Raw genomic sequence first — 19,777 nt, 5'->3', positions numbered from 1 at the left:
GCAGCATTAGGGAACGATGGTCACAGCGGAGAAGCGAGAAAATGACGATGGATCTTGCAGTCGAAACGGCGGGCGACATTCGGATAGCCAAGCCGAGAGCAGTGCCAAAAACAGGATATGAATTCCTGATCGATACGCTTGCGACCTGGAATGTGCGTCACTATGCCGGGGTCACGGGAGGAGGGGTCATCCATTTGCTCAAACACATCGAGCCGATGGTCTCCGCCGACGACGGTGCCGAGTTCCCGGTCTTCTTCAATATCGGAGAGTATGTCGCCGGCTTTATTCCGTTGGGATACTATCTGGCGAGCGGGAAAATCGGTGCGGCTATTGCGACAACGGGAGCCGCAACGCGGCTGCTGACCTGCGGCCTGAGTGATGCGAAATTGCACAATATTCCGGCAATCTACCTCATTCCTCTCAGCCCCGCGGATACGCGATACCGAGCGCCGCTGCAAGATACGAGCCCGGAAGGCGCGGACGTCGTGGCTCAGCTGAAGGCCGAGCTGCCATCAGGCACATTCGTCCTGAATGATCCGGAACGTATCGGAGAGCAACTCGAGCAGGCCCGCAGACACCTCGATCAGGGCTCGCCTATCGCACTTCTGATGCCGCCGGAGGCGCTCGGAAAATGGTGCCTGAGCCGGTCCATACGCCTTGGCCTGGTGACTACCCCCATAAACCGAACAGGATCGACCATGGCGCGCTCGCCCATTTTCTGGCCGAATTCCCGCGGCAATCGGCTGGGCGCCGGGTGATCGTGCTCGCTGGAGAAGAGGCGGCCATGTATCCGTATATGCCTGTTCTCACCACACGTTTATGCAAGGCATTACAGGCGCCGATCGTCTGGAGCATAAACGGGGCGAATGCGGTGGCGCGCAACAATGTCTTCGGTTTCGGCTATCTGGGATTTGGCGGTAATGATCGCGCAATGCAGCTCTGGAGAAGCCTTGGCCCTGACGATATTGTCATCACTCTCGGATTTTGCCCTGACGAATATACGCTTAATTTTTCGGACATACCTGCCCATACGACATGGAATTTCACCAATCTGGCCGCCCCTTATGGCAGCGTTGGAGGCGAATTTCGGCATCGCGTGCGAGGCGAATATTTCGATGTTCGAGGACCGATCGATCAGGTTCTGAGCGAAGCGATCGGTCGGCTCGAGGGCCTTCAGCTGCCGCGCCCTCCGGCACCGGCCTTCGTGGCCGATCTTAATGATCGCGAGATCATGCCGCCACGTCCCGGCACAATCGATATCGCCCGATTTTATCAGGAGCTCGATCGTCATTGGCGGCCGGGAAGCGTCGCATTCGACGATGTGTGCCTTGCCTACAAGGATCGTCAGTATGTCACGCAGCGCCCGCATCCGGACGTCCGCTTCCATTCGCTCTATCGCGGTTCGGCAATGGGCGGAGCATTCGGCGCGGCAATCGGCGCAAAGCTCGCGAAACCGGACGCGACGGTCTTCGCTTTTACGGGTGATGGCTGCTTCCGGCTGATTGCCGGTTGCCTAGCCGAAGCCCGAACATTGGGGCTCGTCCTGTTCGTGCTGGACAACGGCGCGCTTGGCATCATGGTGCAGGGCTTGCCCGTGGTCATTCCCGACTATTCGTCCGATCGCTACCATAGCGATCTGCACCGCATCGACTTTGGATCGATGGCGCGCGCTTGCGGCTGGGAAAGCCGCAAGCTGGCGCCGGATCTTAGCAACCTGGCCGAGATCATGCGCGAGAGCTACGGCCCCGGTCGCTCATCCATCCTGGTCGAGGTGCCCGTCGACGCAGAGCAGATGGTGGGACAAAATCCGCGAGCCAACAACCTGTAGCGCCCTCCAAGCGGTCGATGCCAGATCAATGCACCAGATCAATGCAATGGTGCCGAAGGCGTCATCTCCATGTCACCGATGACAGTATCGAAATAGTTGTCGGCGATTTCGAGCAGAGCTTCCGCTATGCACTGAGGTTCCGATCCATCTTGCAGGAGATCCTGCACGGCCGCATCGATTGTCCGCTGGAGTTGCTCGTGGCATTGCCGCTTCGATTGATCCGCAAAACCGATCAGCCATTGCTTAGCTGGCATGACGATGCTCTCCTCCATGACGACAGACATCCATATTTATCGACAAGGTATAGCGCAGGTGAGCGCAGGCAACCGCTGCAAGGCTATTTTTCAAGCGAAGTACCATCATTTGCTCGCCGTTGCGAATAAGCAATTCTCCTATTCTAGGAACGGTTGTAGCGCTTGGGAGCGGCCGCCGTGCTTTTCAATGAGCCTCGCGGCAGTGGTCACGTACCCACATGTGCTAATGTGGGTCTTTCCAGTTCAGGAGCACGCTAGATGAGCCGTTTAACGATCGACATGACAGACCAGCAACATCAAAGCCTAAAGGTGATGGCTGCTTTGCAGGGTAAGACAATCAAACAATATGCACTTGAGCGTCTCTTTCCCGGGGATATAGATGGAGATCGAGCCTGGGAGGAGTTAAAGATGTTGATGAATACGCGCATCAATGATGGGCTCGCCGGAAAACTGTCGACTAAAACCGTAGGTGACATCCTCGATGAGGAAATTGCCGAGGATCGTGCTTGACGGCTTACACTCTTACCGCGGATGCAGAATCGGATCTGCGCTCTGTAATCCGCTACACGCATGCGCAATGGGGTGCCGCTCAGGTGCGCTGGTACATCTCGGCTTTGGAGCGAGGTTTTGCGAATCTTGCCGAGGGTAAGGGTCCTTTTAAGGATATGAGTGCGCTTTATCCGGCATTGCGAATGGCGCGATGTGAACACCACTATGTCTTTTGTCTGCTTCGCGTGCGCCTGCACTGATCGTGGCGATTTTTCATGAACGAATGGATTTGATGAAGCGATTGGCTAGCCGTCTGAACGAATGATCTTTGGGCGAAGGCGAGATGTCTTGCAGATGGTGGAGGTGGTCGGATAGGATCACGCATCAAGCCCAGTCGTTGTCCGATCGATCTACGCACCGTCGTCGCGATCCCGTTACATATGCAAGCCACGTGCGCGCCGATGTGTTGAAATTGCTGGCGCCTCCGGTTGGCGTCCGCGGGCGTGTCGCATTGAATGGATCCGCGCCGAATCGAAATATGGTAGGCGGCGGCGATGGATGGACCCGCAAAGTCACCGCCCCCGCGGTGAGTTCACCTGGAAGTGCCCGTAAAAAATCCCGCTGAAAACCATCGCTGCCGGAAATCGCCCCGCTGATTTTGGCAACAAAGCCATCTACATCGGACTAAAGTCTGGTTTGTGATCGGACCTAGGGCCGAGGACGCAATCTTTGGTCCTAATGCCATGGATTGCCCCGACCTTTGCGCCAGTTGTTTCCCGCGAGGGAAGCGGCGGGATATACGGCCGCTGTCGTAGTGCATGCGGAGAGATCGATGAATATGAACGGCGCCCGTGAAAGCGGCACCCCAGCCCCGGCATTCACCAATGCTTCCGTCGGTAGCTGTATCATCTGCTTCGTCGCCAAGGGTGGCAATGGCTGTGGAAGCTAAGCGAAGGACCACCGTTGCGGTCGTCGTACCGATGTTCAACGCCGAACGAACGATCGGTGCGACCCTGGCCAGCATCTGTCGCCAGACGCATCAGGAGCTCGATATCATCATTGTCGATGATGGTTCTTCGGATCGATCATTATCGATCGTGGCTGAATATGCGAGGCAGGATCGGCGAATTCGGATCCTTCGGCAGGCCAATAGTGGTGTCGCCGTCGCGCGTAACAACGGTGCGGCCGCGACCGATGCCGAATTTCTCGCATTTATCGATGCCGACGATTTATGGGCTCCGTCAAAGATCGCACTTCAGTGGCAAGCGCTTGACGTGGGCGGGCCGTCAGTGGGATTGGCCTATTGCTGGTATGCGCTCATCGACGAACATAGCCGCGTGTTTTCGCTGCATAACCGGCCAAGCCATGAAGGACACGTGCTTCAGCGCATGTGCAGAAACAATTTCGTCGGCAACGGCAGTTCGATGCTCATGCGTCGTTCCGCCTTCGAAGACGCCGGGCAGTTCGACCCATCCTTAAGGGCACGCAACGCGCAGGGTTGCGAGGATCTTCTGATCTGCCTCAGAATTGCGGAGAATTACGAATTCCGCGTCATACAGCAGCACTTGATCGGCTACCGCATGACGAACACGAACATGTCGAGCGACGTCAGGCGGATGCTCTCTTCATGCGAAATCGTCCTCGCCGAGTATCGTGAAAAATATCCTCAGTATGGCAGCGATCTCGATGCCCATCTGGTCGATATGATCCATTGGCTGGTCGTCAGAGCTTTTGTCAGCGGTCGCTTTTTCGATGGTTGTGATCTGTTTCGGCGATTTCTGGCATTGGAGCCACGTCAGGCGATTTCGAGCCTGCCAAACATATTGGACGTATATTGTCGTGCCAGGCTGGTTCCCGATTGGCTCAAGGCTCGGCTGAGGGGATTGCAAAGAAACGCGGAGTTGCGGCCGCTCTATATGGAGACGATCCCGTGAGGCCGGGTGGTTCGTTTCTCACGCGCCTGCAACGGCTCTTCCGCCTGGCGGAGGCGCCTGCCTGGGCAGGACCGACCATCATCGGGCTCGGCCTGGCCGCCGCGGTTCTCGAGGGGGCAGGCCTCTTTCTCTTCATTCCCCTCATTCAGAGTCTCGGTGCCGTAGCGGCGCAGCAGGGAGAATGGCAGCGAATTTTCGACCGGCTGCTCGCGCCCGTTCCACAGAGCCATTTGACGGCATTCCTGGTGGGCGTGTTGTGCGTCAGTATCCTTCTGAAGAACGCCGTCCATCTCGTCAATATCTGGGTGACCCGGTATATCGACGGTCTCGTTGCGCATCGGCTAAGAGCAAGGGTCTTCGATCAGACGATAAGCTCGTGCATCGACTATCGGGTGGAAAACAAACGCTCCGATATCATCACGACGATCGCCAACAACACCTGGAAAGTCAGTCAGGCCTTAAGCCTCGCTTACCGTTTGATGATCTGCTTCTGCACCTTCGCCGTCTTCATGCTGTTGATGCTGCTGATTTCCGTTCGTCTGACCTTCTTCTCGATGATATTCCTGCTCATGGGCGCCATGGCCATTCGCCTGGCCACTCGGCGCGCGGACGAGACCGGCAAGGCCGTTGTCGAGGAAAACAAGCAGTTCGGCCTGAGGATGTGGGAGAGCATCAACGCGCTGCAATTGATCCGCGCCTTCGCCCAGGAGGACTACGAACGCAACCGCTTCCGGAAGACTTCCGACAATGTGCGGCGACGCCTTCTGAAGCTCGATATGCTGTGGGCGACACCGGGACCTGTCTCGGAAATCTCGATTACGATCCTGATCGGTGCGCTCGTTCTTGTCGCTCAATCGGTAGGATTGGGCATTGCCGCACTGGCCGCGTTTCTCTCGCTGCTATATCGTCTGCAAGGCCCAACGCGCGAGTTGCTGCAATCAAAGATCGCGCTCGATGGGCTCGCCGGCAGCATCGACGATGTCGACGACTTCCTCCGCACGACGGAGAAGCCTTTTCTCTCGCAGGGGCACGTGCAGGCGCCCGCCTTCAGGAAAGCCGTCGAATTCCGCAATGTCTCCTTCCGCTATGCGCCTGGTCAGCCGCTTGCGCTGGAGGATGTCTCCTTCAGCATTCCCGCCGGCAAAACCACGGCGATCGTCGGCGAATCGGGGGCTGGTAAGTCCACGGTGATGGCGCTGCTCTTTCGCTTCATGGATCCGACATCCGGTGCGATCGTGGCAGACGGCATGCCTCTTTCCGAATTCGATCTCCGCAGCTGGCGCAAGCGCCTTTCGCTGATGTCGCAGGAGGTCCATCTCTTCAACGACACGATTGCAGCCAACATCGCCTATGGCGATCTGGAGGCCGGGCCGGCCGAGATCCGCAAGGCTGCCGAAATCGCCAAGGCGGACGATTTCATCCGCCTGCTTCCGGATGGCTACGGCACACGGATCGGCGATCAGGGAATGCGCCTGTCGGGCGGGCAAAGGCAGCGCGTGGCCCTTGCGCGAACGATCCTTCGAAATCCCGATATTCTGCTCCTGGACGAGGCGACGAACGCGCTCGACGCCGAAACCGAACAGGCGTTTCAGCTGGCGCTCGACGAGTACTCACACAACCGCACCGTTGTCGTGATCGCTCACCGGCTCTCGACCGTTCTGGCCGCCGATCAGATCATCGTCATGACGAAGGGCCGTGTGGTCGAGGCTGGTTCGCCGGATGAGCTCTTCAAGCGGCAGGGACATTTTTCCAGGCTCCACGAATTTCAGCACGGTCGCCGCGGCGGGCGGGAGTTGGGTGATGAGTTACAAGCTTATTGATATCGAGTTGTCGAAGCCCCTGGCGCCGATCGAACTCTCGGCTGAGCAGACCGGTGTCGGCTTGATCGCGCGATGGCAGGGCCGGCTGATCGCATTTGAAATGATCGAGCGACCCGCCGGCTCCATGCTGCCGGCCGAGAGCCTGAAATCCCTTGCCGATGAGCGATTTGCGGAACGCATCCTCGTCGCGAAGTTGGAGGAGGAGCTGAGGGCGCGCTTGCCGGCGAGCGAGACGACGCTGCCCAGTCTCAGCATCGCGATCTGCACCAAGGATCGTGCGCAGCGCCTCTCCCGATTGCTGCGGTCGCTCGATCAGGTTCGGGATGAATCTCCTTTCCAGTTCGTCGAAATCATCGTGGTCGACAATGCCTCGGTGGATGCGGCCACGCGCGAAGCCGCCGAGAGTTTCCGCGATATCCGCTACGTTTTCGAACCGAAGGCTGGATTGGATTTCGCCCGAAACGCCGCCCTTCATGCGGCTTGGGGCGACATTATCGCCTATCTGGACGATGATGTCGTGGTGGACCGCAATTGGCTTGCAGGCCTTGCCAAAGCGTGCCGCGACAACCCTGGCGTCGGCGGTTTCACCGGCCTCGTGCTGCCGTTTCGTCTCGACACCGAGGCGCAGGTCTTTTTCGAGCGACGCGGAGGGTTCGGCCGCGGCTTTGCGCGGCGGGAGTTTCACAAGGCGCGCTTTGACAATCCGCTCCATCCCGTTGGCGCCGGCATTCTCGGCGCCGGCTGCAACATGGCCTTCGACCGCGCGTTGCTGATCGAGCTCGGCGGTTTCGACGAGGCGCTCGATACGGGCGCGCCGCTGCCCGGAGGCGGGGATCTCGATATCTTTTACCGCGTCCTGCGCTCCGGACGCCCGATGATCTATGAGCCGGAATATGCGGTTTATCACGAGCACCGCGAAACCATTCCGCAGCTCAGGCGGCAATACTGGACCTGGGGTCTTGGCATGATGGCCTTTCTCGTCAAGAGCTATCGCACCGATAGCGCGATGCGAGCGCGCCATCGCGCCATGGTCCGCTGGTGGTTCTTCGACCAGTTGAAGGCGCTTGCCCGTGCTGCGCGGCGGCTGCGTGGGCATGAGCTGCGTTTCGGTATCGCGGAGCTGTGGGGCGGAATCTACGGCCTTGCCGGTGAATACGATCGCTCGCGCGCCCGTATCAGGTCGATCCGGGAGCGCAATTCATGACGACGGAGCGTTTTGAGGTGAGGCATGTCGATCTTGCTGCTGCGGATATCGGCGGCGCTCGCGCGCCCGCATTGTCGATCTTCTGGTGGAAGGACCTGCCGCTCGGGGCACGGGCGTCCCTGGAGGACGAGCTACCTCACGGTGCCTCTCAATTGCGCCAGCTTGCTGCCGAACATGCGGCCGCACAACTCCAAGCGCGCAGCGTCGGGCTGGGCGCGCCGTTGCGTGCCACCTATGAAGGACAGCCCAAGCCCGCGCTCTCGCTGGAGACCGCGCTTGAATCGGAAAATCTGGTAGAGACGCTCGATGCGATCGCAATTCCATCCTCGGCTTCGGCGCGGGATGTCTCCGTGATCGTCTGCACCCGTGATCGTGGTCCGGCCCTGAGCAAATGTCTGGCCAGCCTCGCAGCGCAACGCAGCGCTCCGGGCGAGGTCGTCATCGTCGACAATTCCGAAGACGGGAACGCCAGGGACATCTGCAGGCAATTCCCCGATTTTCGCTATGTCCACGAGCCCCATGCCGGTCTAAGTCGAGCCCGGAACACTGGGATTCAAGCGAGCCAGTTTGATATCGTCGCTTTCACCGATGACGACGTCGAAGCCCATCCGGGCTGGACCGCGGAGATCGCGCGTGCCTTTGCGCAACGGAATGTCGTCGACGCGTTCACCGGTCTTGTGCTGCCGGCGCGTCTCGATACGGCGGCGCAATGCTCCTTTCAGTTCACCATGGGCGGCTTTGGCTCCACCTTTGTGCCGCTCACCTTCGACAGGCGTTTCTTTGAGGAGACGCGGCCGAGCGGAGCCCATGTCTGGAAGATCGGCGCCGGCGCCAACATGGCCTTTCGACGCTGCGTATTCGAGCGGGTTGGCCTCTTTGACGAACGCCTTGGCGCGGGAGCGGCGGGATGCTCTGAGGATTCGGAGCTTTGGTACCGACTGTTGGCGGCCGGCGGCGTATGCCTCTACGAACCCCGGGCCGTTGTCTTCCACCACCATCGCAGCGATTGGCCCGGCCTTAAGCGGCAGATCAAAGCCTATATGAAGGGCCATGTCGCAGCCCTGGTGACGCAATACGACAATTTCGGCGATCGCGGAAACATCGCGCGCATCGGCAAGCAGCTGCCGGTCTATTTTGCCAAGACCTTCGTCAAGGCGCTTTTCGAAGGGCCTCCGGGCAGGCTCGGAATTTTGGCGGCCGAAGTAGAGGGCTGGCTCACCGGCCTGCAGTTTCTCCTGCGCTTCGGCTGGAGAATGCGGCGAACCCCGATGGGGACCGCTACTAAGGCTGAAAAGGGAATATCGCGATGATCAAGAAAGCAGCGCTTGGCCAGTTTCTGTCCGGAAACCCTTATCCGAACGGCTTGACGGATGGCCTGTTCTATCGCGAAAAGATGCGCGCCATCCATCGGGTGGCGCCGGCGGAAACCGGAGGCACCGGACGGGTGCTGGAAATCGGCGGCGGTCGCAGCGGTCTTGCCAGCATCCTTTATCCGCAAGCCGAAATCGTCACGCTCGATATCGACCCTGAACTGGCCGACCATCAGCCGTCCTGGGCGAAATCGACCTTCATTTGCGGCGACGCCTGCTCGCTGCCAATGGATGACGACAGTTTCGATATCGTCACCATGTTCGACGTGCTGGAGCACATCGAGGACGACCGCCGCGCAGCGCAGGAGGCGCTGCGGGTGGTACGGCCGGGCGGATATGTCCTGATCTCCACCCCCGAGATCAATTGGCATTATCCCTATTTCAGCGTCATGAAACGCCATTGTCCGCATGAAAGCGAACTGATGCGCGAATGGGGCCATGTCAGGCGGGGATACCGGGACCCGGAACTCGCGGCCCTTTTCGACAGACGCCCGGAACGGCGCGCCACCTTCATCAACGCCGCCACCGCGTTTTTCCACGACGTTTCGTTTTCCCGCATCGGACGCCGTCGTCGCAAGGTCCTCTATGCGCTGGCCGCGCCCGTGACCTTCCTCGGTTACCTGATGCACCGGCCATCCACGCGTGGCACCGAGACGGCCTTTGCCTGGCGCAAATGAGAGGTGGCCAGACGTCAAAGGTGATCGCGCTTTTCCCATGGGGAGACGTGATCGAAGAATTTCTCGATCCGATCGGGCTTGAACTTCAGGATTTCGTCGAGCGGATGACGGGAGGCTGGCTGTTCGGCTATGCGGCGGCACTGGGTTCGGCCGGCCACAAGCCGATCATCGTCTGTGCATCGGAGCGAGTGAACAGGATTGAATGCTATGAGCACCCCGGCACGGGCACGCCGATCTGGGTCGCACCGGCAAAGCGGCCACGCCAGGGCCATTCTCCTGCCGCTTATAGCCTGCGACGCTGGTCTGCAACACCGCTTTCAGCCTTCCGCGAGATTCTTTGCCGCTCCAAATGCGATCTGCTGCTTGCCCAAGAGTATGAATATACGCGCTTCGATGCGCTGGCATGGCTGGCACGAGGCTTGGACCTCCCACTCTATGCCACCTTTCAGGGAGGGGATCGCACGCTGTCCTGGGTCGAGGCCGCTGCAAGACGGCTTTCGCTGCGCGCGTGCCGCGGCCTGATCGTTGCGTCTTCCGCGGAGCGTGAGCGTCTTGCCAGGGCCTATCCACGCATTGCTCCCAATATAGCGAATATCCCCAATCCGCTGGCTACCCAGGAATGGCAAGCGCTGGATCGCAGCGAGGCGCGAGCAAATCTTGGCCTGCCGCGGGATTGCTTCATCGTCGTCAATCACGGGCGCATCGATATCCGCCGCAAGGGGCTCGATGTGCTTCTCAAGGCCTGGGAACGCTTCGCCGGTGTTTCTGCGTGTCGATTGGTGATCATTGGCTCGGGTCAGGACAATGACGCTTTCGCCAAACTCGTTCGCGCAAGCGAACTGGCGAACGTGCAATGGTTGTCCGGCTACATGACGGACCGAACCTTGATCCGCCGCTGGCTATCGGCCGCGGACGTCTATGTAACGGCTTCCCGTATCGAGGGCATGCCGGTCGCGCCATTGGAAGCCATGGCCTGCGGCCTTCCCGTCATCGCTTCGGATGCACAAGGCCTGCCGGACATTCTCGTCGACGGCGAGGCCTCGGGCGGCCTGATGGTCGCGCAGGAACAGCCGGACGAAATCGCGTCGGCCTTGGCGAGATTGAAAGATGATGAAGCTCTTCGCGCGCGATTGGGTGCCGCCGCCCGACGGCGGGTGATGGAAAAGTTTTCGATCGAAGCGGTTGGCGCCGCTCTCGATGAGTTTCTGACAACGGCATGCAGGTAAGGATCACATCCGGTCGCGATACCAGGCGAGCGCCGTCTCGATAATCCTGTCGATGCTGGAATGCCTGGGCACCCATCCAAGCTCTCGCTCGGCCTTATCGGCCGCAGCCACAAGAGCCGGTGGGTCGCCGGCCCTGCGGGGACCATAGGCGACCGGAAGGCTGCGTCCACAAATGCGGCTGACGGCATCGACCAATTCCCTAACGGTCGTTCCGTTGCCGGTGCCGAGGTTGTAGATGTGTACACCCTCGTCCCGCAACAGCTTCTCTCCACCAAGGACATGAGCCTGCGCGAGATCGCTGACGTGGATGTAGTCGCGGATGGCCGTTCCGTCGCGCGTGTCGAAATCGGTGCCGTTGATGGTGAAGGTTCGGCCCGGTCTGATCGCCGCTTCTATGGCGAGCGGCACGACATGCGTCTCGGGCTCGTGCCGTTCACCGATCTCGCTATCGGGATCGCAGCCGGCCGCATTGAAATATCGCAGCATTACCGCGTTGAGGCCGTGGGCGCGCGAGAAATCCTCCACCATCCGCTCGATCATGAACTTCGACCATCCATAGGGATTGATCGGCCACTGCGGATGGGTCTCGTCAATCGGGGTGCGGCTCGGAATGCCATAGGATGCGCAGGTGCTTGAAAAGATCAGCCGGTTGGCGCCCGCTTTGAGCATTTCCTCGATGAGAACCAACGTCCCGAATGTGTTGTTCCGATAGTAGAGTTCAGGAAACTCGACGGATTCGCCGACATAGGCATAGGCCGCGAAATGGGCGACCACATCCGGACGGTATTGGCGCAAGGTCGCCGCGACCGTCTCGCGGTTGGCAATGTCGCCCTCGACCAGCGGCCCCCATTTCACGGCGTCACGCCAGCCGCGGGAGAGATTGTCGTAGGTGACAACCGACCATCCAGCCTTTGCGAAGGCCTTGCAGCAATGCGATCCGATATAGCCGGCTCCGCCGGTGACAAGGACCGTCCTCATTCGGCGGCGATCGCGCGCGAACGGCCAGACGAAAGCAGTTCCTCGAAATAGGCGATCGTTTTGCCAAGCCCGGCTTTCAACTGAACCTTCGGTTTCCAGCCGAGTTCGCGCGACGCGACCCCGATATCCGGCTGCCGTTGCCTGGGATCATCGGCCGGCAGTGGCAGGTATTTTATCGCCGAGCGGCTGCCGGTCAGTTCTATCGCGAGATTGGCAAGTTCCAGCATCGTAAACTCCGCCGGGTTGCCGAGATTGATCGGGCCTGTGATCTCGTCCTTTGTTCCCATCAGGCGAACCAGGCCATCGATAAGATCGTCGACATAGCAGAACGAGCGCGTCTGCTGGCCGCTGCCATAGACCGTTATCGGCTTGTTCTGCAGCGCCTGCACAATGAAGTTGGAGACGACACGGCCGTCATCGGGACGCATCCTTGGGCCATAGGTGTTGAAGATGCGCGCCACCTTGATCCGTAGCCGGTGTTGACGCCAGTAATCGAAGAACAGGGTCTCCGCGCAGCGCTTGCCCTCGTCGTAGCAGGAGCGCGGGCCTATCGGGTTCACCCGGCCCCAATACTCTTCCCGTTGGGGATGGATCTCGGGATCGCCATAGACTTCGGATGTCGAGGCCTGGAGGATCTTGGCGCCGACCCGCTTGGCGAGGCCAAGCATGTTGATCGCGCCGTGGACGCTGGTCTTGGTGGTCTGCACCGGATCGAACTGATAGTGAACCGGGCTCGCGGGACAAGCGAGATTATAGATCTCGTCGACCTCCACATAAAGGGGGAAGGTAATGTCGTGGCGGACGATTTCGAAAGATCTGCTATCGAGCAGATGCGAGACGTTGCTTTTCCGTCCTGTAAAAAAATTATCTACGCAGATAACCTCGTGTTTTTCCCGCAAAAGCCGTTCGCATAGGAAGGAGCCGAGAAAACCTGCGCCGCCGGTAACTAGGATTCGCTTTGTTTGCTGCATGGCGGTTATATCGCCACTGGTGGCGTGATATCGCCGCCGTCGGAAACTATGTCGGATGCCGGGGCTAGGATGCCGCTTTCAAGGACGCCGTTGATATTCATCGACCTTCTCCGCATGCATTACGACAGCGGCCAGGTATCCGACCGCTTCCATCGCCGGAAACAACTGGCGCAAAGGCCCGGGCAATCCATGGCATTAGGACCAAAGATTGCGTCTTCGGGCCTAGGTCCTGTCATGGATTGGACTTTGGTCCGAGGGAAGCCGAAAGCCTTGCGGACGGCAGCATGGCGGGCATCGCGTCCTGGTTGCCAATGACTGATTGATCGGCCCTGAATTGGCTGACATAGTGCCGCCGCTATCCGACCATGCTACGCGAAGACCCATCAATGACCGAATCCGCTGCTAATTCCTTTTCGCCCGTTTCCGTTCGCCCGTTAGCGAAGATCAGCCTGAAATGGGGCATGGTCGAGGAGCCTTCGCTCTCCATCCTGGAGAAATTCCAGCTCCTGCGGGATCTTGGCTATGACGGGGTCGAGCTCGATGCGCCCAATGACCTGCCGCTCGACGAAGTTCTGGATGCCCGCGACAAGACCGGGCTCGCTATCCCCGGCTTCGTCAATGCGGTGCACTGGAAGCGTCCGCTGACGGATCCCGATCCATCGGCACGCCAGGCTTGTGTCGATTCGATGATCAAGGCTCTGCATGATGCGAAGCTCTATGGCGCGACGACGGTGCTGCTCGTTCCCGGCATTGTCAATGCGGGCACCAGTTACAAGACCGCTTACGCGAGAGCTCGCGAGGAAATCGCCAGGATCCTGCCCGCCGCGGAAGAGAGCGGCGTATCGATCGCGCTCGAAAACGTGTGGAACGACTTTCTGCTAAGCCCCCTTGAGGCGGCGGATTTCATCGATCGCTTCCGCCATCCGAAGCTCGGCTGGTATTTCGATGTCGGCAATGTACTTCGCTACGGCCGGCCGACCCATTGGATCGAGGCGCTCGGCGAGCGCATCCTGAAAATCGACATCAAGGAATATAGCCTGGAAAAGATGAACAGCGAAGGCCCATGGAAGGGCTTCGATGTCGAGCTGGGCGAGGGCGACTGCGATTGGGCCGCGGTCAACAAGGCCCTGTCTGATATTGGCTATTCCGGCTGGGCCTCTCTCGAGGTGCCGGGAGGCGACCGACAGCGCCTCGCCGATTTGAAGAAGCGCGTCGATCGGATCGCCGCGCTCTGACGGCTGGATTGCAGCGGGCGATGGTTAGCGGCCGGCGGCGGCCGCAAACATTGCCTTCGCATTCTTCAGGCCGGTTTCGCAGCCAAATTGCGTCGGCTCGTTGCCTTCATATTCCAGCGAGACGAAGCCGTCATAGCCCGAAGCGACGATGTCCTCGATGATGGACCTGACAGGCAGGTCGCCATAGCCGAAGACCGAGCCGCGGATTGCCTGGCCGCCGACCGTCCGCAGCCAGTCCGCGCCAGGCGCTGACTGGCGCACATAGAAATCCTTGAGGTGGATGAAACTTGCATGAGAGAGGCAGGCACGCGTCCCCGTGAGCGGATTCTCGTCGACGCAGAGGAAATTGCCGATATCGACGGTGAGCCTGAAGCTCGGCAGATTGACGGCATGAAGAAGCCGCTTGATCCGCTCGCTGGAATTCATGAAGAACCCGTGATCCTCGACGCTGGTGGTCACGCCATAGCGCCCGGCATGCGCGGCAAGCTCATGGGTGGCGTCGGCGATCGCCGGAAATGCCGCTTCGAACTGGCCGGGCTCCGTTGCGCGGAGCGACCAGGGCACGACATCGTGGCGCAGGAAGCGGACACCGAGCTTGTCGCAAAGCTCGACATAACGCTTCAGCCGGCCAAGCTGGAACGCGCGTTCGCCGTCATCAATGAAATTGCCGGACATGCAGAGGCCGGAAAGCGGGACGCCGTTTTTCTGGGACGCGCCCTTTAGCCGCTCCAGCATCTCCCCGTCATCGGCGAGTTCATATCGCAGGTCCTGCCCTTCGGGCGCCACAGAAAGCGTTGCCAGTTCGACATGATCGCCGCCATGTTTGCCGACCCAGGCAAAGACATCCTCGATCTGCATGGCGCCGCTCTGCATCAACGGACGGAAACTGTATGAACTCAGACCTACCTTCATCGTGCCTCTCCTCGAGCTTTTCACAAAAACTTTGTTCGGCAACTTAACAATCCCGGTTGACTTCGGCTACGATACATCTTTGTTTGCAATCAAATTGATTTAAGAGTGGGGAATAGCAGGAATGTCTCGTCAGTCCGCCGACGTCGTCATCATCGGAAGTGGCCCGACTGGCTCGGCCTATGCACGGGTCATCAGGAACGACTGGCCGGAAGCGCGTATCCTGATGGTGGAAGCCGGCCCGCAGATTTTGCCGCAAAAGGGCGCACATCTCGACAATATTCTCGATCTCGACGAGCGCGCGGCCTGCGAGGTGCGCGCCCAGGGCGGCGACCGCAGCCCGCGCATGCCAATCAACAAGGAAGAGTGGGAGGCCCGCCGCGCTGGCGGCTTCGATCATTCGTTGCTGCGCCGCTCGGGCCTTTTTATCGCCAATGACGCCGATGCCCAGGATGAGAACCTCTTCGCCGGCTTCTCGGCGGCCAATGTCGGCGGCATGGGCACCAAATGGTCGACCGGCACGCCGGTGCCATCCGAGATCGAACTGGTGCCCTTCATCCCCACCGATGAGATGCATGAGGCCCTGGCCGTGTCGGCGCGATTGCTGGGTACCAACAAGGACCCACGTGCGGGCGATGCCGCGGCAATCGCCATGCGCGAGCGCCTGGGCGAGGTCTTCAATCCCGGTCGCTCACCCGATCGCTTCGTCCAGCCGATGCCACTCGCGGCAACGCCGGGTCCTGATGGTCTGCGCTATCACGGCACTGACGTCGTTCTCGGCGACCTTGTCGACGAGCCCGAGGAGAGCTTTCATATTCTCTCTGAAACCGCCTGCCGCCGCGTGATCCATGAAAATGGTCATGTCACGGGGGTCGAACTTGCCCGCGCCGGCTCGGAGGAAACCTTCATTGTCAAGGCCGGCACGGTCGTCGTTGCATGCGACTCGCTGCATTCTCCTCAGCTGCTCTACGCCTCCGGCATCCGCCCTGAAGCGCTCGGCCGCTACATCAACGACCATTATATCGTCTCGCAGATCACGGAGATGCAGACCGATGTGCCCATGACCGCGATGAGCTGGATTCCGGCTACCAAGGATTTCCCCTATTCGGTCACCATCGCGCCGGCGAGCCTGCACTCGATGCCGCATGCCAGCGACATGAGCGGCCAGCCGATTGGCATGGGCGTTTTCGTGCCCTCCGATATCAGCGCCGACAACCGTGTCACCTTCGATGACGATCGCCGTGACTGGCTCGGGCTGCCGGCTATTTCCATCCATTGGCGTCAGTCGGAGGGCGACAAGGCGCGCCTCGAAGAGGCCAAGGGCCATGCCCAGCGAATTTCCGCCATTATCGGTCGCCCAGCGCCCGGTTTTGCCACCTTCGTGCAGCCGGTCGGCTCGTCGCTGCATTATCAGGGCACAATCCGTATGGGCGAGCGCGACGATGGCACCAGCGTTTGCGACAGAAATTCCAAGGTCTGGGGCTTCGACAACCTCTATGTTGCCGGCAATGGGGTCATTCCCACGAAGACCGCCACAAACCCGACCCTGTTCAGCGTCGCTCTTGCCAGTATCGGCGCCACCCAGATCGCTGCCGCTCGCCGTATCGCCTGATCGAGAGACCCGCTGAATATTGAGGAAAAACTCGAGGGCCGATCTCGGCCCGCCAAGCCTTGCTGAAAGTGGTAGGTCTGCTGGACGATGTGAGGTCGCGTTCAACGCTGTGGACCGATGATAGTGAAGGGGTGTGCGCCCTTATCGTCACCGAAAGGCGCCACCGTCGTCAACAGCAGATCGGTCAGTAGACCAATCGCGCTCGTATCGTTCCCGGGATCTGGCGAAGCGTGTCAAGTATCTCATTCGCCGTTTGGCCAACGCCTTCGACCTCGATAACCACGTAACCCGTTTCGCCGTGTGTTTGCAGGAACTCGCCGACGATATTCAGTCCGCGCGACGAGAAGATCGTATTCAGGCTGTTTAGGATACCCGGGCGATTTTCGTGGACATGGATGAAACGCGTGCCGTTTGGACGCGGAGGCAACTGAACCTGGGGGAAGTTGACCGCGCCGAGCGTCGAGCCGACATCGGAATATTCAACAAGTTTCCTGGAAACTTCCCTTCCTATACGTTCCTGGGCTTCTTCGGTCGATCCGCCGATATGCGGAGTGAGAATCACATTGTCCAAACCTTGCAGCGGCGTTTCGAAGCGTTCCTTGTTCGATGCCGGCTCCTTGGGGAACACGTCGACGGCCGCGCCGGCGAGGTGTCCCTCTTTCAAGACCTTCGCAAGCGCATCAAGATCGACCACGGTGCCGCGGGAGTTGTTGATGAAGAAGGCACCCTTCTTCATCCTGCGCAGCTCGGCCTCGGTGATCATGTTCTGGGTCGAGCTGGTTTCGGGAACATGCATCGTCACGAAATCCGCGATTTCGAGCAACTCGCCAAGCGAAGCCATGGATTCCGAATTGCCGTGGCGAAGCTTGTCCGACGGATCGAAATAGCGAACGTTCATACCCATGCTTTCGGCAAGGACGCTCAGCTGCGAGCCGATATTGCCGTAGCCGACGATACCGAGCGTTTTTCCGCGCATCTCGCGACTGCCTTCGGCGGATTTGTCCCATCCACCTGCATGAGCCGAAGCCGAACGCGGAAAAATCCGCCTGGTCAGCATGATGATTTCACCGATGACGAGTTCGGCAACCGAGCGCGTATTCGAATAGGGAGCGTTGAACACCGGTATCCCGCGCCGACGAGCCGCATCCAGATCGACCTGATTCGTTCCCACGGAAAAACAGCCGACCGCCATGAGCTTCTTGGCGGAGCCGAAAATCTCTTCTGTCAGCTGCGTGCGCGACCGGATGCCGATGATGTGTGCTTCTGCGATGTGGCTCTTGAGATCCTTGTCATCGAGGGCCTTCGGCAAATGGGTGAGATTGACGTAACCGGATGAGGCAAAATAGTCCACCGCACTCTGGCTGATCCCTTCCAGGAGAAGGACTGAAATCCGGTCACGGGGAAGAGAAAGTTGTCCGGTCATTGAATTACCTTCGATCGTCAAATTCGATTAGGCCGACGTCGCTCGCCGCCACGACCACATGACTTAGACCATCCAAGGGACAGCGCAAGAGCAAACTCAATTCGCTCTGCAGAGAGGAGCTTTGTTCTAGCAAGTCACCATGGTGATGGACCTATCCTTGCTTTCTAGCGGTTGCCAGATCGGCGTCTGCATCAATGAGTGAATTGACGGTTGCACTATATACTACTGAATAATGTATAGAGCTCGGCAACAGGGAGCGAAGTGGGATGTCGGTGAAGGTATCGGTCTCAATTTCCGACCAGCAGGACGTCTTTGCGAGAAAGCTGGTCGAAGAGGGGCGCTTCTCAAGCCTGAGCGCCGTCGTGCAGCATGGGCTTGAACTCGTTCGCCAAGAAGCCGTGCTGAGGGCAGCCGAGCTCGCGGCTTTGAAGGCTCTGATTTCCGAGCGGCAGGTAGGTGACTTTCTGACCTTGGAGGAAGGTCGCCGGCGGACCCAGGAGCTGATCTCCTCCAAGAAGGCATCTCATGGTCTTTAAAGTCGTGCGTTCCGCCGACTGCGACCGGGACCTCGGCCTGATCTTCGACCATCTGATCGAATCCTATATTGCGCTTGGCGATCTGTTGACTGACGCCTTCGATCGTGGTGCAGCGCGCCTTCACGCGATCGAAGGCGACATGGAAGCACTTGCCTAGGCGCATACCAGGGAACGCTTCTGCCCGACGTGGCCCAGGGTTGCGGCAGGTTACAAAGACCCGGGCCATCTTCTATTTCGATCTCGACGAAGAACGGCAAGTTCTTCGAGTGCTTGCTATCGTTTTCGGCGGGCAAGACATCTGCGGCGATACCTGACGCGACTTGGCCAGGCGGAATAAGCATCGAATACGAGCACGGTTCATCATCGCACCACGCGAGCGCCGAAGAATGTCATCAAAGGTCGGTTCGGGAAAGCTCTCGCCCGTCTTGAGGAAATGTTCCGCACCGGCTGGATATTCCCGGAAAGCCATGACCACCTCGACCGCGACCGCGCAGACCTCCGGACCGATGCCGTCGCCATGAACGACGGCAATCTCTTACATATCCTTCATCGCTGCCTCTTCAGATGCACTTGCCGCCATCGACATTGAGATCGACGCCGGTGATCATGCTCGCTTCGTCCGAGCAGAGGAAAGCAGCGGCGTTGCCCATGTCCGCGGGTGTCGAAAGCCGCCCCATCGGAATGGTGGCGACGATCCGTGCTCGGCTTTCGTCGCTGTCGGAGCCGATGAAGGTCGAGAGCAATGGTGTATCGCCGGCGACGGGATTGATGGCGTTGACGCGAATTCCGAAGGGAGCAAGCTCCACGGCCATCGCTCGGGTGGCGGCTATGCCCCATCCCTTCGAGGCATTGTACCAGGTGAGATTGGGGCGAGGGGAGACGCCGCCGGTCGAGGCGATGTTCAAAATGGCGCCGTGCCGCTCGGCCTTGAAATGCGGCAGCACCGCCCGCGCACCATTGTAGATCGAGCGGATGTTGACATTGAAGATGCGCTCGAACAGGCCTTCGTCCATATCCTCCATCGGCATTGGAGGCTGTCCGATACCGGCATTGTTGACGAGGATGTGCAGGCCGCCGAACCGCGCCAGCGCGAGATCTCGCGCGGCAGCGAGGCTGTCGAGCGTGGCGACATCGCCGGCAAGCGGCGCGACCGATCCTTCGTGCTGCGTTGCCACCCGCTCCGCTGCGGCGAGGTCGCGATCGACGAGCACGACCCGCGCGCCTTCCTCGACGAATTTCCGGACGATTCCTTCGCCGAAACCCGATCCGCCACCGGTAACGATCGCCACTTTTCCCGTAAGACGCATGTCA

Annotated in this window: 20 protein-coding genes; 14 read left to right on the top strand and 6 right to left on the bottom strand. The window is 59.6% G+C overall.

The features are described from left to right. Nucleotides 1-41 precede the first annotated feature (41 nt). Both AC13RC_RS08300 and AC13RC_RS08295 read left to right on the top strand, forming a co-directional pair. Nucleotides 42-758 (top strand): thiamine pyrophosphate-binding protein, encoded by a 717-nt coding sequence (locus tag AC13RC_RS08300; protein ID WP_488556895.1) that lies wholly within the window; start codon nt 42-44, stop codon nt 756-758. Nucleotides 759-784: 26 nt separating this feature from the next. Then, nucleotides 785-1,828, top strand: coding sequence for a thiamine pyrophosphate-dependent enzyme (locus tag AC13RC_RS08295; protein WP_488556894.1), 1,044 nt, complete (start codon nt 785-787; stop codon nt 1,826-1,828). A gap of 38 nt (nt 1,829-1,866) precedes the next feature. Here the strand turns inward: AC13RC_RS08295 and AC13RC_RS08290 are convergent, their stop codons facing one another. After that, nucleotides 1,867-2,082, bottom strand: a complete 216-nt coding sequence (locus tag AC13RC_RS08290; RefSeq protein WP_488556893.1) for a hypothetical protein — start codon at nt 2,080-2,082, stop codon at nt 1,867-1,869. A gap of 258 nt (nt 2,083-2,340) precedes the next feature. Between AC13RC_RS08290 and AC13RC_RS08285 the strand changes: the two genes are divergently transcribed. The 8 genes from AC13RC_RS08285 (at nt 2,341) to AC13RC_RS08250 (ending at nt 10,802) form a co-directional block, all read left to right on the top strand. Next, nucleotides 2,341-2,592 carry an antitoxin gene (locus AC13RC_RS08285; RefSeq protein ID WP_488556892.1) on the top strand — a complete coding sequence of 84 codons (252 nt, stop codon included), beginning with the start codon at nt 2,341-2,343 and terminating at the stop codon, nt 2,590-2,592. Further along, nucleotides 2,589-2,831: a type II toxin-antitoxin system RelE/ParE family toxin gene (locus AC13RC_RS08280; RefSeq protein WP_488556891.1), complete on the top strand. Its 243-nt coding sequence runs from the start codon at nt 2,589-2,591 to the stop codon at nt 2,829-2,831. The genes AC13RC_RS08285 and AC13RC_RS08280 overlap by 4 nt, the downstream gene beginning before the upstream one ends. A 672-nt stretch (nt 2,832-3,503) precedes the next feature. Next, on the top strand, nt 3,504-4,505 hold the full coding sequence (locus AC13RC_RS08275) for a glycosyltransferase family 2 protein (protein ID WP_488556890.1): 1,002 nt from the start codon (nt 3,504-3,506) through the stop codon (nt 4,503-4,505). Then, on the top strand, nt 4,502-6,325 hold the full coding sequence (locus tag AC13RC_RS08270) for an ABC transporter ATP-binding protein (protein ID WP_488556889.1): 1,824 nt from the start codon (nt 4,502-4,504) through the stop codon (nt 6,323-6,325). Before AC13RC_RS08275 ends, AC13RC_RS08270 begins: the two co-directional genes overlap by 4 nt. Further along, entirely contained in the window at nt 6,306-7,529 is a 1,224-nt protein-coding gene (locus AC13RC_RS08265; RefSeq protein ID WP_488556888.1) for a glycosyltransferase family 2 protein, read from the top strand. The genes AC13RC_RS08270 and AC13RC_RS08265 overlap by 20 nt, the downstream gene beginning before the upstream one ends. Next, nucleotides 7,526-8,839 (top strand): glycosyltransferase, encoded by a 1,314-nt coding sequence (locus AC13RC_RS08260; protein ID WP_488556887.1) that lies wholly within the window; start codon nt 7,526-7,528, stop codon nt 8,837-8,839. The genes AC13RC_RS08265 and AC13RC_RS08260 overlap by 4 nt, the downstream gene beginning before the upstream one ends. Further along, nucleotides 8,836-9,576 carry a class I SAM-dependent methyltransferase gene (locus AC13RC_RS08255; protein WP_113331142.1) on the top strand — a complete coding sequence of 247 codons (741 nt, stop codon included), beginning with the start codon at nt 8,836-8,838 and terminating at the stop codon, nt 9,574-9,576. The genes AC13RC_RS08260 and AC13RC_RS08255 overlap by 4 nt, the downstream gene beginning before the upstream one ends. A 47-nt stretch (nt 9,577-9,623) precedes the next feature. Continuing rightward, nucleotides 9,624-10,802: a glycosyltransferase family 4 protein gene (locus AC13RC_RS08250; RefSeq protein WP_488556886.1), complete on the top strand. Its 1,179-nt coding sequence runs from the start codon at nt 9,624-9,626 to the stop codon at nt 10,800-10,802. Between the two features lie 3 nt (nt 10,803-10,805). On the opposite strand, the gene galE is transcribed toward AC13RC_RS08250, so the two are convergent. Both galE and AC13RC_RS08240 read right to left on the bottom strand, forming a co-directional pair. Next, the gene (gene galE / locus AC13RC_RS08245; protein ID WP_488556885.1) at nt 10,806-11,780 is read right to left on the bottom strand and encodes a UDP-glucose 4-epimerase GalE; all 975 of its coding nucleotides are present in this window, start codon (nt 11,778-11,780) and stop codon (nt 10,806-10,808) included. After that, on the bottom strand, nt 11,777-12,751 hold the full coding sequence (locus AC13RC_RS08240; protein ID WP_488556884.1) for a UDP-glucuronic acid decarboxylase family protein: 975 nt from the start codon (nt 12,749-12,751) through the stop codon (nt 11,777-11,779). Before AC13RC_RS08240 ends, galE begins: the two co-directional genes overlap by 4 nt. Nucleotides 12,752-13,137: 386 nt before the next feature. Here AC13RC_RS08240 and AC13RC_RS08235 point away from each other — a divergent pair, with 386 nt between their 5' ends. Further along, nucleotides 13,138-13,986, top strand: coding sequence for a sugar phosphate isomerase/epimerase family protein (locus AC13RC_RS08235; protein WP_488556883.1), 849 nt, complete (start codon nt 13,138-13,140; stop codon nt 13,984-13,986). Between the two features lie 24 nt (nt 13,987-14,010). Here the strand turns inward: AC13RC_RS08235 and AC13RC_RS08230 are convergent, their stop codons facing one another. Next, complete coding sequence (locus AC13RC_RS08230; RefSeq protein ID WP_145634404.1) at nt 14,011-14,898, bottom strand: sugar phosphate isomerase/epimerase family protein; 888 nt, start codon at nt 14,896-14,898, stop codon at nt 14,011-14,013. A 121-nt stretch (nt 14,899-15,019) separates the two neighbouring features. Between AC13RC_RS08230 and AC13RC_RS08225 the strand changes: the two genes are divergently transcribed. After that, a complete protein-coding gene (locus AC13RC_RS08225; RefSeq protein ID WP_488556882.1) occupies nt 15,020-16,507 on the top strand; it encodes a GMC oxidoreductase in 1,488 nt (495 codons plus the stop codon). Between the two features lie 184 nt (nt 16,508-16,691). On the opposite strand, the gene serA is transcribed toward AC13RC_RS08225, so the two are convergent. Continuing rightward, nucleotides 16,692-17,930 (bottom strand): phosphoglycerate dehydrogenase, encoded by a 1,239-nt coding sequence (serA, locus tag AC13RC_RS08220; RefSeq protein WP_113331136.1) that lies wholly within the window; start codon nt 17,928-17,930, stop codon nt 16,692-16,694. A 266-nt stretch (nt 17,931-18,196) separates the two neighbouring features. On the opposite strand from serA, the gene AC13RC_RS08215 reads away from it, so the two are divergent. Together AC13RC_RS08215 and AC13RC_RS08210 are read left to right on the top strand one after the other, a co-directional pair. Next, entirely contained in the window at nt 18,197-18,466 is a 270-nt protein-coding gene (locus AC13RC_RS08215; RefSeq protein WP_113353257.1) for a ribbon-helix-helix domain-containing protein, read from the top strand. Further along, nucleotides 18,456-18,623: a hypothetical protein gene (locus AC13RC_RS08210; protein WP_156090763.1), complete on the top strand. Its 168-nt coding sequence runs from the start codon at nt 18,456-18,458 to the stop codon at nt 18,621-18,623. The genes AC13RC_RS08215 and AC13RC_RS08210 overlap by 11 nt, the downstream gene beginning before the upstream one ends. A gap of 403 nt (nt 18,624-19,026) precedes the next feature. Here AC13RC_RS08210 and AC13RC_RS08205 read toward each other — a convergent pair whose 3' ends face one another. Beyond that, the gene (locus AC13RC_RS08205; RefSeq protein ID WP_113331310.1) at nt 19,027-19,773 is read right to left on the bottom strand and encodes a glucose 1-dehydrogenase; all 747 of its coding nucleotides are present in this window, start codon (nt 19,771-19,773) and stop codon (nt 19,027-19,029) included. Between the last annotated feature and the right edge of the window lie 4 nt (nt 19,774-19,777).

The sequence above is a fragment of the Martinezella sp. CNPSo 3890 genome (assembly GCF_057784455.1).
Note: the sequence above shows the minus strand (reverse complement) of the source record. Positions and strands in the feature narration are given on the sequence as shown.

Bases quoted from the DNA above. Each gene is read 5' to 3' on its own strand.
- AC13RC_RS08295 (WP_488556894.1), top strand. From the start codon at position 785: ATGTATCCGTATATGCCTGTTCTCACCACACGTTTATGCAAGGCATTA.
- AC13RC_RS08265 (WP_488556888.1), top strand. From the start codon at position 6,306: ATGAGTTACAAGCTTATTGATATCGAGTTGTCGAAGCCCCTGGCGCCG.
- AC13RC_RS08275 (WP_488556890.1), top strand. From the start codon at position 3,504: ATGGCTGTGGAAGCTAAGCGAAGGACCACCGTTGCGGTCGTCGTACCG.
- AC13RC_RS08215 (WP_113353257.1), top strand. From the start codon at position 18,197: ATGTCGGTGAAGGTATCGGTCTCAATTTCCGACCAGCAGGACGTCTTT.
- AC13RC_RS08260 (WP_488556887.1), top strand. From the start codon at position 7,526: ATGACGACGGAGCGTTTTGAGGTGAGGCATGTCGATCTTGCTGCTGCG.
- AC13RC_RS08240 (WP_488556884.1), bottom strand. From the start codon at position 12,751: ATGCAGCAAACAAAGCGAATCCTAGTTACCGGCGGCGCAGGTTTTCTC.
- AC13RC_RS08235 (WP_488556883.1), top strand. From the start codon at position 13,138: ATGACCGAATCCGCTGCTAATTCCTTTTCGCCCGTTTCCGTTCGCCCG.
- AC13RC_RS08255 (WP_113331142.1), top strand. From the start codon at position 8,836: ATGATCAAGAAAGCAGCGCTTGGCCAGTTTCTGTCCGGAAACCCTTAT.
- AC13RC_RS08290 (WP_488556893.1), bottom strand. From the start codon at position 2,082: ATGCCAGCTAAGCAATGGCTGATCGGTTTTGCGGATCAATCGAAGCGG.
- AC13RC_RS08300 (WP_488556895.1), top strand. From the start codon at position 42: ATGACGATGGATCTTGCAGTCGAAACGGCGGGCGACATTCGGATAGCC.
- AC13RC_RS08205 (WP_113331310.1), bottom strand. From the start codon at position 19,773: ATGCGTCTTACGGGAAAAGTGGCGATCGTTACCGGTGGCGGATCGGGT.
- serA (WP_113331136.1), bottom strand. From the start codon at position 17,930: ATGACCGGACAACTTTCTCTTCCCCGTGACCGGATTTCAGTCCTTCTC.
- AC13RC_RS08230 (WP_145634404.1), bottom strand. From the start codon at position 14,898: ATGAAGGTAGGTCTGAGTTCATACAGTTTCCGTCCGTTGATGCAGAGC.
- AC13RC_RS08225 (WP_488556882.1), top strand. From the start codon at position 15,020: ATGTCTCGTCAGTCCGCCGACGTCGTCATCATCGGAAGTGGCCCGACT.
- AC13RC_RS08285 (WP_488556892.1), top strand. From the start codon at position 2,341: ATGAGCCGTTTAACGATCGACATGACAGACCAGCAACATCAAAGCCTA.
- AC13RC_RS08210 (WP_156090763.1), top strand. From the start codon at position 18,456: ATGGTCTTTAAAGTCGTGCGTTCCGCCGACTGCGACCGGGACCTCGGC.
- galE (WP_488556885.1), bottom strand. From the start codon at position 11,780: ATGAGGACGGTCCTTGTCACCGGCGGAGCCGGCTATATCGGATCGCAT.